This is a genomic window from Leuconostoc inhae, from assembly GCF_019656015.1.
GTDB lineage: Bacteria > Bacillota > Bacilli > Lactobacillales > Lactobacillaceae > Leuconostoc > Leuconostoc inhae_A.
This window is the reverse complement of the sequence record NZ_BPKW01000005.1, coordinates 156379-169357: the sequence shown is the minus strand read 5'-3', so window position 1 is coordinate 169357 and position 12979 is coordinate 156379. Positions and strand designations below refer to the sequence as shown.

At 35.0% G+C, this 12979-nt stretch carries 11 protein-coding genes and 1 riboswitch; of the genes, 2 read left to right on the top strand and 9 right to left on the bottom strand.

Features of this window, described 5'->3' with window-relative positions; translation table 11 throughout:
- Positions 1 to 149: 149 nt before the first annotated feature.
- On the bottom strand, positions 150 to 1589 hold the full coding sequence (locus K5Q14_RS04475; RefSeq protein ID WP_220734624.1) for an amino acid permease: 1440 nt from the start codon (positions 1587 to 1589) through the stop codon (positions 150 to 152).
- Positions 1590 to 1669: 80 nt separating this feature from the next.
- Positions 1670 to 1837, bottom strand: a riboswitch (Lysine riboswitch).
- A gap of 17 nt (positions 1838 to 1854) precedes the next feature.
- Complete coding sequence (locus tag K5Q14_RS04470) at positions 1855 to 2511, bottom strand: phospholipid phosphatase (protein ID WP_220734623.1); 657 nt, start codon at positions 2509 to 2511, stop codon at positions 1855 to 1857.
- Between the two features lie 201 nt (positions 2512 to 2712).
- On the opposite strand from K5Q14_RS04470, the gene K5Q14_RS04465 reads away from it, so the two are divergent.
- Positions 2713 to 3882, top strand: a complete 1170-nt coding sequence (locus K5Q14_RS04465; RefSeq protein WP_220734622.1) for an LCP family protein — start codon at positions 2713 to 2715, stop codon at positions 3880 to 3882.
- A 96-nt stretch (positions 3883 to 3978) separates the two neighbouring features.
- Here K5Q14_RS04465 and trpS read toward each other — a convergent pair whose 3' ends face one another.
- Positions 3979 to 4995 (bottom strand): tryptophan--tRNA ligase, encoded by a 1017-nt coding sequence (gene trpS / locus K5Q14_RS04460; RefSeq protein WP_220734621.1) that lies wholly within the window; start codon positions 4993 to 4995, stop codon positions 3979 to 3981.
- A gap of 148 nt (positions 4996 to 5143) precedes the next feature.
- Here trpS and K5Q14_RS04455 point away from each other — a divergent pair, with 148 nt between their 5' ends.
- Positions 5144 to 6139, top strand: coding sequence for a ketopantoate reductase family protein (locus K5Q14_RS04455; RefSeq protein ID WP_220734620.1), 996 nt, complete (start codon positions 5144 to 5146; stop codon positions 6137 to 6139).
- Positions 6140 to 6173: 34 nt separating this feature from the next.
- Here the strand turns inward: K5Q14_RS04455 and K5Q14_RS04450 are convergent, their stop codons facing one another.
- The 6 genes from K5Q14_RS04450 to K5Q14_RS04425 form a co-directional block, all read right to left on the bottom strand.
- Positions 6174 to 7106 carry a DUF1810 family protein gene (locus K5Q14_RS04450; protein WP_220734619.1) on the bottom strand — a complete coding sequence of 311 codons (933 nt, stop codon included), beginning with the start codon at positions 7104 to 7106 and terminating at the stop codon, positions 6174 to 6176.
- A 48-nt stretch (positions 7107 to 7154) separates the two neighbouring features.
- Positions 7155 to 8147, bottom strand: coding sequence for a nucleoid-associated protein (locus K5Q14_RS04445; protein WP_220734618.1), 993 nt, complete (start codon positions 8145 to 8147; stop codon positions 7155 to 7157).
- 78 nt (positions 8148 to 8225) lie between these two features.
- Positions 8226 to 8945 carry a response regulator gene (locus K5Q14_RS04440; protein ID WP_220734617.1) on the bottom strand — a complete coding sequence of 240 codons (720 nt, stop codon included), beginning with the start codon at positions 8943 to 8945 and terminating at the stop codon, positions 8226 to 8228.
- On the bottom strand, positions 8946 to 10547 hold the full coding sequence (locus K5Q14_RS04435; protein WP_246587560.1) for an ATP-binding protein: 1602 nt from the start codon (positions 10545 to 10547) through the stop codon (positions 8946 to 8948).
- An 83-nt stretch (positions 10548 to 10630) separates the two neighbouring features.
- On the bottom strand, positions 10631 to 11638 hold the full coding sequence (locus K5Q14_RS04430; protein ID WP_220734616.1) for an NAD(P)-dependent oxidoreductase: 1008 nt from the start codon (positions 11636 to 11638) through the stop codon (positions 10631 to 10633).
- A gap of 16 nt (positions 11639 to 11654) precedes the next feature.
- Entirely contained in the window at positions 11655 to 12719 is a 1065-nt protein-coding gene (locus K5Q14_RS04425; RefSeq protein ID WP_220734615.1) for an AEC family transporter, read from the bottom strand.
- Positions 12720 to 12979: the final 260 nt, after the last annotated feature.

The following is a 12979-nucleotide window of genomic DNA, read 5'->3' as shown; positions in this document are numbered from 1 at the left end:
AATTTTCAAAGCACTATTGCTAGATAATATCGTGATTTTATTATATCAATAAGTTCGTGCTTTTTGTAACTTATCCTGTAATTTTTTATTTAATTTCTAATAAAAAAGTATATAAGTTTTTTTAACTCATACACCATTTATACTATTTTTTATCGATGTTGTGTCAAATCAACATCTTCCAATTTGATTTTTTTTGTTTTATAGCGAATTTTATAGGCCACAAACAAAATAATAAACAGTGGGACTGATAGGTATGTCACCCCTATTTTTTCCCAATTTAAATGCGTGAAACTTGCAGGATCTTGACCAACAATCACACCAATCGAAATAATCAAAGCAAATATTGGACCAAAAGGAAACCATTTAGCTTTATATTTAAGATCACTCAATTTTTTACCTTGAGCAATATAAGCGCGTCGAAAACGATAATGCGAAATTGCAATACCAACCCAAGCGATAAACCCTGTCAAACCTGACGCATTAACTAGCCAAGTATAAGCCACCGAACCGCCTTTAGTATTAGAAATAAAAGCTAACAAGCCAATAATAGTTGTTAAAATCAATGCTGCAACCGGTACACCACGCTTTGATAACTTAGCAAATATTTTAGGTGCCTCTCCTTTACGTGCCATAGCGTAAAGCATACGGGTTGACGCGTAAGAACCAGAATTTGCTGATGAAACAATCGACGTTAAAATCACTGCGTTCATTAAACTGGCAGCAAATGCAATGCCTGCATTTTTAAACACAATTGTAAATGGTGATACAGCAATGTTTTCTGTAGAAGAGCTCAACAAGCGCGGATCGCGATAATAAACTAGTGCTGAAATAACAAAAATTGCTAAAATATAGAACAATAAAATACGCCAAAATACTTGATTAATTGCCTTTGGTACTGATTGATCAGGATTCTCTGCTTCACCAGCAGTAATACCAATTAATTCTGTACCTTGAAATGAAAAACCAGCAACTACGAAAACTGACAAGATAGCCTGTGGGCCACCAACAAAACCATGATTACCAACAGATAAATTTTTCATGACGTTCACATCAGAATGAATAACACCAAAAATGGTGGCTAATCCAACAATAAGAAAAGCGATGATTGTGATCACTTTAATCATTGATAGCCAGAATTCTGCTTCACCAAATGCGCCTACTGAAAACAAATTAATCAAAAAGATGAATACCAAGGCAACCGCTGAAAAAATCCAACCTGGTGTATTAGGAAACCAAAATTTCGATACCAATCCAACGGCTACAATATCAACAGCTAATGTAATTGCCCAATTAAACCAGTAATTCCATCCCATAGCAAAACCTAATGCCGGATCAACGTACTTACCAGCATAATCAGAAAAAGAACCTGATGTTGGCGCATAAGTTGCCATTTCGCCCAAACTTGTCATCAAAAAATAAACCATGACCCCAATAGCCATGTAGGCCACAATTGCACCAAATGGTCCTGCTTGAGCCACTGTTGCCCCAGAAGCAACAAACAAACCTGTGCCAATTGAACCGCCTAAAGCTATCATAGAAACGTGACGTGTTTTCAAATTACGTTTCATACCACCTTGTTGCTCACTCATAAAAATCTCCCTAGTTGGGGCAAATAAAAAGCCCCTTTCTAACTACATAGAAAGAGGTTCAAAAAGTCATTGTTTAATCAACTTTTCAAAGCACATCACATTACGTGACAGTCTAACAACTATTAATTGTCAGCCCAACATGATTCTGCCAAAAATCATGTTTCGGCAACCGTCCCTTTTACGTCAATTCAACATCCTTGGCGGACTCATTCACGTGACTCATGTTGGCTGCAACCTCTTTGATAACCTGAATATCATATCATTTTTAAATTAAAGTGTCAATTTCTAGTACGTGTCGCCAATGTTTTGCACGTTTTCGATATTGTTGTTCACTTAACTGCCACCAAAAATAACCAAAAAATAATGATCCCAAACCACTTGAAAATGGCATGTCATTACGTTGTATGCAAGCCATTAACATCAGCAACCAAAGCATAATAGTAACTATAGTTACTGCCTGGCGTATTCGTCGATTTTTAACAAGGCGTGGCATAATAATCACGGCGGCAATTGCTAATATTTGTAACCACAACACTAACAGTATATTAGGTATAGTTGGTCCAAGTTTTGGCCCTGACAACCAATGAATTTTCAGAATAACTGATATCGTTAACGCTAGTATCATTGCCAATACCTGTGTCACAATAAACCACCACATAGCAATTTTATAATTCATAAAATAAAGTGAACTAGATACCAGCGCCATTGCAGGCACCAAAATCCAATAGTGAGTGAATAAGCCACCAAAACTGATCCAATACTGTAGGCTGTGTGGTATTAAATTTTGAATGACCAAAGAAGCACCATTATCGATAACATGCATAAATAACATATTAAATCTGATTTGGATGGCTAATAGTAAAAATAATGCACTGAAGACCACTATTAGTAATTTTCTTAGTTTATCGGGCTGTATTAACATTTTATTAACTCTCTTGTTTATTTACCACGATAATTGTACCATTATATACAATGTTGTCTTTTAAAATTGTTAATTTTTGTTATAATTTAATATTGTCTTTATCTCTGTCTAGTACCATAGTAATATATCATATTTAATTAGCAGACTAGACCTTTCTAGTCATGAAATTGCGCAATACTAACTATCAGGAGAGCTTCCATCATGGAACCTAAACCAAACTCACGTGTAAATCGTCATCAAAGTCCCAGTCATAAATTGCGTAATAGTATTCTTTTTTTAATTGCAATACTACTCATCGTTGGTAGCTTCTTTACATGGCGCACAATCCATAGCACAAAAGGTGTTGTTGACAAGTCGTATGCGGGCGCTGGTTTGACTAAATCTCGTAATGTCTCTAACGTGGTTAAAAGTGGCCGTCCTATTTCAATCTTATTATATGGTACAGACACTGGTGAACTTGGACGTACCTATCGTGGCCGCACAGATTCAATGATGCTGCTTCTAATCAACCCAAAAACAAAACAAACAACCATGGTTTCTTTACCTCGTGACGCAATGGTATCCATTGTTGGGTATGAAGATACTTTTCCTCAAAAACTTAATGCAGCTTATGCCTATGGCTCAACAGCAACTTCAATCAAAACCATAGAAGCATTTCTAAATATTCCAATTGATTTTTATGCGTTAGTTAATATGGGTGGTTTAGCCAATATGGTTGATCAAGTTGGTGGTATTTCAGTTGATTCACCAATTGATTTTACATATAGTCAAGAAACTGCACATGATTATGGTCCGAATCTTTACAGATTCCATAAAAACAGTAATAAATTTGAACATTCTGATGATAATGGCCAAACTTGGTCTAAATCAAAAACAAAGATGAATGGTGACGCTGCGTTGGCCTTTTCTCGCATGCGTTATGATGATCCTGAAGGTGATTACGGCCGTCAAAAACGTCAACGTATCGTCTTAGAAGGTTTAATTAAGAAATCTGCCAATGTCTCAACATTATTAAACGAAAAGTTCATGTCAACTATTTCAAGTAATGTTCGCACTGATTTAACTTTTGGCGATATGACAACCATGGCTAGCAAATATATCAAGGCTAAAAATAATATTGTTACCGAACATATGCAAGGTGTTAGTACAAGTTACCCTGACTCTGAGGGTAATAACGTATCATATGAAGTTATTCCTCAAAAAGAAAAACAACGTACAACTAATTTCATGCGTAAGGCTTTGGGCTTAAAACATGAACAAACCGGCCGACCATATGGTGGTGAAATACCTGCTGAATTATCAACAATTGCCACATCTTTACGGCCACTTGGAGATAACAGTACGGCATCAAGTACGAATGATGGTGAGTGATATAAATAACGTCACTTCATACACAATAATCACGAATTAATTTAAAAAATAGCACACAACGAAAAACTCGTTGTGTGCTATTTTTAATAGTGAATACTATCCAAAATAATCTATGCCCATTGCATGACGAACATCTTTCATTGTTTCTTCGGCAATCACATTGGCGCGATTAGAACCTTCTTGTAACATACGCAAAACGGCTGGTATATCTTGTTCATACTCTTGACGGCGTGCTCGAATAGGTGCCATTTCAGCCTCCATCACCTCAATTAAATGCTTTTTGAGTTTCATATCTCCTAAACCGCCAGCTGTGTACTGATCTTTTAAATCCTGTACGCGCTGCTTATCAGTGTCAAAAATATCTAAATAAGTAAACACTATATTCCCTTCAACATGCCCTGGATCAGAAATATTAATATGCAGTGGGTCGGTATACATAGATTTTACTTTTTTGGCCATAATGTCCGTATCATCTGAAATATAAATGCCATTACCTAGTGATTTAGACATTTTTGCATTACCATCAATACCTGGTAAACGACCTTGCCCCTTTGGTGGAAACACACCAACCGGTTCAACCAAAACATCAGAATGATAAGCATTATTAAATGAACGTACTAATTCACGTGTCTGTTCTAACATTGGTTCTTGATCATCCCCAACCGGCACTTTTGTTGCACGAAAAATAGCAATGTCAGCTGCTTGTGATACTGGGTAAGTTAAAAATCCCGCTGGAATGCCTTCCCCAAAACCTTTTTGTGAAATTTCGGCTTTCACAGTTGGATTACGTTGCAGCCTAGCAACAGACACCAAATTCATAAAGTACTCTGTTAATTCAAATAAACCTTTGATTTGTGATTGGACAAATATAGTTGTTTTTGTCGGATCAATACCAACAGCCAAATAGTCTAAGGCGACTTCAGTTAACGATTGATGAATTTTTTCTGGATTTCTCGCATTATCTGTAAAAGCTTGTGTATCCGCAATCATCACAAATGGATCGAATTGACCTGAATTTTGCATTTGTACACGATTCTTTAATGACCCAATATAATGACCAATATGTAGCTTACCTGTTGGACGGTCACCTGTTAAATAAATTTCTTTAGACATATCAAACTTCCTTTACTTACAACTTATAAAATATATTATACGGTATATCACAATAACTTCCCAGTTAAATAAATTAGATTTAAGTTGACTTACAATGTGAAAAAGATTAGAATTATATCATTAATAACCAAAAAGGAGGATTCGATATATGAAATATGCAGTAGTTGGCGCGGGCGCTATGGGGTTACGATATGGCATATTACTTCAAGAAAATGCAGGTGTTCATGTAGATTTTGTTGAACCAACACAAGCTAGTCTTGATAAAATAATTACTCAAGGTAAAAAAGTATGGAAATCACGTGATCATCAAGACCGTCACGAAATAAAAATTAATATTTTCTCGCCAGAATCATATGAAGGTACGCCAGATGTTTGGATATTCTTTATGAAACAAATGCAATTACAAGATACCTTAGATCGTTTAGCATCTAAATTCAAATCTGGTCAAACTGCTTTGGGCGCGATGAATGGTATGGGTCATATCGAAAAGTTACAAAAATATTTTGATGACGACCATATTATTGGCGGTACAGCCATGATTGCTACAATATTAAATGATTTTGGTGATGTTGACTTTATGGGTGATGAAGGTGCTGGTTCGTCTGTCTATGCCAATCTTACTGAGAAGCCTTCGGAAACAATGACTGCATTACAAACTGATTTTAAAGCTGCTCATTTAAATCCTTCTTATACAGAAAATTTCATGGGTACTTTATTAACCAAAGTATTCTTTAATGCCGTTGAAAACTCTATTGCTACGATGTTTCAATCACGTATGGGTCAATTGATGGCTTATGATGGCTTTTTAGAAGGTATCGCACGTCCGCTAATTAATGAAGCTTATGATGCTGCCGAGGCAGCTGGTGTAACATTGATTGAAACACGTGACGACATGGTTGCTCAAGTTGATTATGTATCCAACGTATCCAATCCATTGCATTTCCCGTCAATGTACCAAGATTTCGTTAAGGGTCGTCCCACAGAAGTTGACTATATCAACGGTTGGATTGCTGATTTAGCCGACAAAAACGGTACTCAAGCGCCAAATCATCATCTGGTAACAAATTTCGTTCATCTAGCTGAAGCAATGCGTGAATTTACGCCCCCTGTTAATAAGCTAGCACCGGGCTATACCGGTGTCTAATGAAAAAAATCATGTCATAATATGACATGATTTTTTACTGCAATAACGCTAATGTTTTTGCATGTTTTTGACCGTTAAAGTATTTATCTAGCGCCTTTTGATACAGCTTAGTATCACTAATTTGACTAAACAACGTCAAATTCGCTTGAAATTTTTCAGCATCAACTGCGCCAAATAGCGTAATTGGATCATTGGTCTCTAAAGCAAGGGTTGTGGTAATAATTTTTTCCAAACGATCCTTTAATGTGACATCATTCAGATAAGCTTGTGCCTCTTGCTGCCCATGAATACCATAGTACATCGCCCGTTCACTTTTTCCTAAGTCACTAAGTTGTGGTAAAACAAACCACATCCAGTGCGTTTGTTTTTGACCATTTTCAAGTTCATTTAGTGCATCTTCAAAAGTGTTAACCCCTACTATTTCACCATTTTGTGCATCTAAAAATCGTTGTAATTCATTGTTGAGCGTCAGCACTTGCACACTGTTTGTTTTTTTATACTGACGGTACATCCGATAAACCGCTTGACCCGAAAAAGTGAGGTGTATGTGATCAATTGTTTGAGGTGATAGCCATTTTTTAGCATCTATTTCTGTTTCGTCCACGGTATTGTCTTCAGAAAGCCAATCATTGAGTAGAAAAACATTCGTATAGAGTTTAGCAACATCGCCATTGGGGTAATGTGCCACAAAATTCCGGCCAGATATTGTCCCCATCAACGCTAGTTTATCAGGATTCGCATGTATGCCCGCTTCTTCAAGTACTTCGCGCGCTGCGTTTTCCTGCCATGCCATCTCAGGTTCAATATAACCACCTGGAAATGCCCATCCGGCAAAATCACGGTTATATATCATCAATAACTCGCCTTTTTTATTTTCAATCACAACGTCAGTTGTTGGCATAACGAGTTCAAAATCATGACCAACAAATTGACGTATTTTAGCGACATATGAATCTTTATATGGCATATTTTCACTGTATTCCTTTCATCACATTGTTATGTTTAATTATATCAGTTAAACCATAAACTTATTCAATACAGTTTCAATGTCTTTAATAATTAAAGATGTTGTCCCATTGGACTGATTAACAAACTCAACCTTAGTTTTGTCTTGATAAATAGCCATCGGAATAGAAATTTCAATACCTGAATCTAACTTAAATTTTTGAACACGGTATTTTTTCTCATATTTTTGGGTATTTTCTACTGGTATCTCTTTATCCGTTATTTTTTTTGAAATTTGTTCTCTATATAATAATTTTGCCGGTTCATTATCAGAAAAAACTTTTTCAGCAATCATATCAGTATCAATGCTGCCTGCTTCTAGCGCTTCATAAATTACTGCCTGTGTTGAAGCAAGTACTTCATGTTCTGGTAAATTATCATACTTTTCAGCCACGTTTTTGACTGTTCGTTTAATAGTCTGCAAATTTTCTTTAATTGAAACATTAGGTATGATATTTAAAAATTTTTCCGAAAAATATGCCACGCGATGACCATCAATGAGATGCTTTTTTTCAATTAAATGATAGTTATTCGTCATCATATTAATCAAAATAGCTTCATCTACGGTTTGTGTTGCTGCAGGTAAAACAGCTTGATTTAGCACAAGGTTGTTAACCATTTGGTCCTCATTATACGTGACCGAATGTGCGTACCGCGGTGAAAAATTTAATTTTATCATACCAAAAATTGGCCCATCATCGGTCGTTGCCTGAAAACTTAACAAATCTCCTGCCTGAATACCTTCACTACCTGTAACGACTTCAAACAATTTCATCGCTAATTTTGTGGTCATCTCTGGAAAATCTTTTTCTGCTAATAGCGTTTGTAAATAATCGTTTCCAGTTATTGTGCCAGTCTTAACATCACTAGCATATATATTATTAACAAGTTTTTCGATATAATCATGCACCCCTATGTCAGTTATTGACATTTCGCCTTGGGAAGCGATTAAGTTACCAGTATTTGTGTCTAAAATATGTAAAATGGCATGCTGAATAATCATTATTAAGTTACCCTCTAAATTTAATGTTCTTATTATATCATGTCAATAGGTATTACTTTTATACAAATTTTAAATAACTCATGGCATTAAATGCTGTAATTTATCACTTTTCAAATGATTTACTGTGTACTGTGTTAATGGTCTTCCCACTTCAAGATATGTTGTTTTTACCTTTAGCAAATCATTTTCAACTAAATAATCTAAATATTTTTTAGTTGTTACACGTGATAGTGCCACGCTTTGTGAAAGCATGTGATTAGAAAATGATTCGGAAAAAGTAGAAATTGTCGTAATAATTAATTTAAGGGTTGCGTCAGAAATCCCCTTTGGTAATTTCATATCCAAGTTTTTCAATTGTGATTCACCCTGAAAATACTCATTAATATCTTGTTGGGATAATTTTTCTTTACCCAAAGCTATTTTTTCTAACATTATAAATTTTTGAATGGCTTGATTAAACCGCTTCATTTGGAATGGCTTAATCAAATAATCGACAACACCATTGGTCATTGCCTGTCTAACAGTTTCCCGATCATCTGCGGCTGTAATCATAATCGTAGCTACTGAATTATGTTTTTTTCGTAGTTCAGTCAAAAAATCGGTTCCTTTACCATCAGGCAAATATACATCAACCAATAATAAATCTATCGTTGTCATAGTCATCTGTAACTTAGCATCTTCTAGACATCCTACAATTATTATCGGTTCAAATAAAGTAGTAGTTACGCGATTCAAAAATTGACTAATAATATCGGCTACCATCGGATCATCTTCAATTATTAAAACACTATACGACATTTACATAGGCCTCGCATTTCTGAGCGGATATTCGATATAAACTTTAGTGCCGATAGTCAATGTTGATTGTATATCAAAAACACCATGATGATCCATAATAATGGCATTAACTGTAGTTAATCCAAAGCCTCGTCCATGACCTTTCGTCGAAAAGCCAATAGTTAAAATCTCTACAAGCTGATTAGATGCTATACCACTACCATTATCCTCAATAGTAATAATAAGTGTCTGCCCCTCATCATCATATCGTAACAATACATCAATTTTTTTCTGATAGTTATTGCTATCAGATAGTGCGTCCACTGCATTATCGATAATATTGCCTAATATTTTAATGATATTTGTTACTTCTCTTCTCAAAATAGCCAGCTTAGGTAAATAAGACGATTCACTGATATTTAATATAATATCATGTTCCTGTGCGTAATTCATTTTACCAATTAAAAAACCAGCAATAACCGGCATTTTAACACGCGCCATGATATACCCAATATTCTGTTGATAATCACTCGTTAACTGTGGTATTAATGTAATCACTTCATCGTATTTTTTTAATTCAATCAATCCTGTAATGGCTTGCAGTTTATTCATAAATTCATGCGTTTGCGCTCTTAGAGCCTGTGCATACTGTTTTGTTCCATCTAATTCCTCTACAATTTCTTTGAAATCTGTAATATCACGAAATAATAAAAGTGATCCGACTGCTGGACTAACTAATTGTGCCACAGAATATAGATAGGCGCGTGTTTGAAACAGCACACGTTTCGTGTCACTATCTTTTTCTGATCTTGCAAAAAATGTTTGAAAAATTTCAATTGGTAAATGATCCCCAATATCTCCTATTCCAGGTAATAATTGATCAGCGGTCATATTTTTTGCAATAATATTTTGCTGATCATCTACTGCCAGTAAACCTTCCATCATACTGTTTTCAATCGTATTTTTTTCAACTAATTTTTTTGCAATAACATGAGGTTCCATATTTAATAGTATTTTCTTTACTCGTTTAGCTAAAAAAACTGCCCCAGCAATACCAATTAGCAATCCGACAATTAAACCAACAAATATTGGCCGTCTTGCCGTTTTTATAGATCTTGCAATCGTATCCTCCGTCAGACCAACGCTGACAAGACCAATAATACTATGATTTGTATCATAAACCGGCTCGAAATAACGATAACCCAATCCCAACACGCCAACTTTGGTCGAAAAATGTGCTTTTCCCTGTAAAGTCTGACGTGCATCTTGTGGTGAGCTAAATTTTTTGCCAATTTGCTTCTCATTTGGATGGGATAATCGATACAAATCATCGTTGACTACAACAACAAAATCAATATTAGCTGTGTTTGCCAATCGTTGCGCATAATTTTGTACAGCATTTTTATCACTTTGAGACGCGTTTAATGACAAACCGCGAATAATTATAGGCTCTAAGGCAGCCATTTGAGCAGTACTTTTTAGCCGTAAATTAATGTTTTCTCGCTCATTTTTTTCAATAACTTGCTGTAATAATATACCTGTCGTTCCTAACGAAATTACCGTTGCCATGACAACAATTCCGATAATTATTACATATAATGGTATATTCTTTATTTGTTTCACTTCAAATTCCCCACATTTATGTATTATCTTGAATATAACACAAAAAAGATTTAGACGTTCTAAATCCTCTTTACACTCATTAATTATGACATTGTGACTACAGCATTAGTTGTTGATCCCTTGATTAACATATCATTAAAATTTTGATAACTAATGTTAATCATATCTGTCAACGCTTCTTCAGTATATGATCCAATATGTGGCGTTAACAGTACTTTAGGATATAAATCAAGTAATGCCATTACTTCCTTATCATTTAAAAGATGATTATCATCAAATTGCTGTCCGAATATTTCTTTTTCACGTAAAATCACATCAGCACCAAATCCACCAAGTTGACCCGTTTTTATTGCAGTGATAATTGCTGATTGATCTGTTATTTCTGCGCGTGATGTATTGATTAAAATAGCTCCTCGTTTCATTTGACCAATTAATTTACTACCAAAGAAATGATCATTTTTCCCTGGAAAATGTGGTATGTGTAAACTAACCACATCTGACATAGCTAGTAATTCTTCTTGTGACACAAACTCCAAAACTGATTCAGCAGCATCCGAATGATAAATGTCATATCCTATAACTCTAGCTCCCATACCTTTATACAACTTAGCCTCAGCTAAACCAATATGACCAGTACCCATAATACCGATTGTTAAATCGTGAATTTCTCGCCCAAACAAATCAGGTTCAACTTTAAAATCGGCCAGTGCTGCGCGTGATGTTGCTATAGCAGTGCGCCTCACGAGTGTAATACCTAAATTCATCGCTAAATCAGCTACTGCATATGGTGAATATGACGGCACGCGTGCAACAGTAATTCCTAATGATTCCGCAGCCTTTAAATCAATATGATCATAACCAATCGTTCGTGTAAACACATACTTAATACCCCATGCACGTAACTGACGTAATATTGGTTCAGAACCATCATTATTGGCACGTAATAAAACACCATCAGACCCTTTTGCAGTAGTAATATTTGATTTTTTTAAATTATCAGCAATTAAATTTAATTCATAGTCAAAAATATTTAATTTTTTAAAATAATCAATTTCGTTTTTTCGAACGCCATAAGCTGTTATTTTAAACATATTTATCCCCTTTTGACTAATTAAATAAGCCAGTATGCGCAATAATATTTAGCACAACAATCCAAACCGGTGTCATAACAACAGCACCTAGAGTTGCCAACAAAGATGTGTTTGATGCTAACAACGCTTCTCGATCAAAACTAATGGCATAAGAAACTGCCACTGTGGCTGGTGGTGTTGCCATCATAATCACAATAACAGACAATGCCGTCTGATCAACTGGCAAAATATGCGTCATTGATAGGATCGTAAGTAAAATAATATTAATGATGGGTACCACAATAATTTTAATCAATGTATAATACCAAGATGTTTTATCTGAAAAGGCTTGTGCAAATGAAATTGAACCTAATGTTGATCCAATTGCTAACCAAGCTAATGGCGATGCCAATCCAGATAGATAGGTTAACGGTTTCATTAACCACATTGCTGTTAAATCAATTCTATAGAAAGCGACATTTTGCATTTTACCAGCTAAATCAGTTACCGCAACTGTTGGTACAAATCCTTGTACTAACCACAATATAAGACCCGCAAAGGTTGCAATCACAATAGGGTTAAGAAACATTTTTTTAATATTTGATGCCTCCATTTTGAGCCCCGACATTTTAATGTAAGCGTATGAGTAAAGAAAAATACGATAACCTATATTAAATATTGAGCCATAGAGTATACCTTTGGCCCCCCATACAGCACCAACAATAGGTAAACCAAAAAAAGTTGTTGATCCAAAAATAGATAACACTTTTAAGGTCATTTGTCGATCACCCTTTGTTTTGTACATAGCAAAAAATGGGTTCATTACAAAAATCAAAACAATATACATGATGATTCCCCAAATTAAAACATTCGTACTCTGACTCAACGTTTTAGGATCGATTGGTTGCATGAAAGATGTAAACGCTAATGCAGGTAACGCAACACTTAATACAACTTTGGTCAACGTTTTAGCAAATGTATCTGTAAAAATCCCCCGTTTGCGCATAGCATAACCAATTAAAATAATAAACACCGTAGATGTGATCGCGCTCACAATATTAACATTAGTGAACGTCCTCTCCAACGCATTGAAAAAGTCCATTTTTAAAGCCTCCAATAAATTTATTGTACTTTCCAATAACTATAATATCTTTATTATGTGAAATAGTTAACAAAAAGAAAGTAAAGTAACTTATGTAACTTATGTCACTACAACTTTTTAATTTTTAGCTTCATATACAATTATCCTGAATTTTTTAAACATACTATTTTTTTATCAACAAACTGATACCAATAAAAAAAGTACTAAACGCCACATAATAGCGTCTAGTACCAAACTTATAATTGATTTATTTTCTCATA

Bases quoted from the DNA above. Each gene is read 5' to 3' on its own strand.
- K5Q14_RS04475 (WP_220734624.1), bottom strand. From the start codon at position 1,589: ATGAGTGAGCAACAAGGTGGTATGAAACGTAATTTGAAAACACGTCAC.
- K5Q14_RS04470 (WP_220734623.1), bottom strand. From the start codon at position 2,511: ATGTTAATACAGCCCGATAAACTAAGAAAATTACTAATAGTGGTCTTC.
- K5Q14_RS04465 (WP_220734622.1), top strand. From the start codon at position 2,713: ATGGAACCTAAACCAAACTCACGTGTAAATCGTCATCAAAGTCCCAGT.
- trpS (WP_220734621.1), bottom strand. From the start codon at position 4,995: ATGTCTAAAGAAATTTATTTAACAGGTGACCGTCCAACAGGTAAGCTA.
- K5Q14_RS04455 (WP_220734620.1), top strand. From the start codon at position 5,144: ATGAAATATGCAGTAGTTGGCGCGGGCGCTATGGGGTTACGATATGGC.
- K5Q14_RS04450 (WP_220734619.1), bottom strand. From the start codon at position 7,106: ATGCCATATAAAGATTCATATGTCGCTAAAATACGTCAATTTGTTGGT.
- K5Q14_RS04445 (WP_220734618.1), bottom strand. From the start codon at position 8,147: ATGATTATTCAGCATGCCATTTTACATATTTTAGACACAAATACTGGT.
- K5Q14_RS04440 (WP_220734617.1), bottom strand. From the start codon at position 8,945: ATGTCGTATAGTGTTTTAATAATTGAAGATGATCCGATGGTAGCCGAT.
- K5Q14_RS04430 (WP_220734616.1), bottom strand. From the start codon at position 11,638: ATGTTTAAAATAACAGCTTATGGCGTTCGAAAAAACGAAATTGATTAT.
- K5Q14_RS04425 (WP_220734615.1), bottom strand. From the start codon at position 12,719: ATGGACTTTTTCAATGCGTTGGAGAGGACGTTCACTAATGTTAATATT.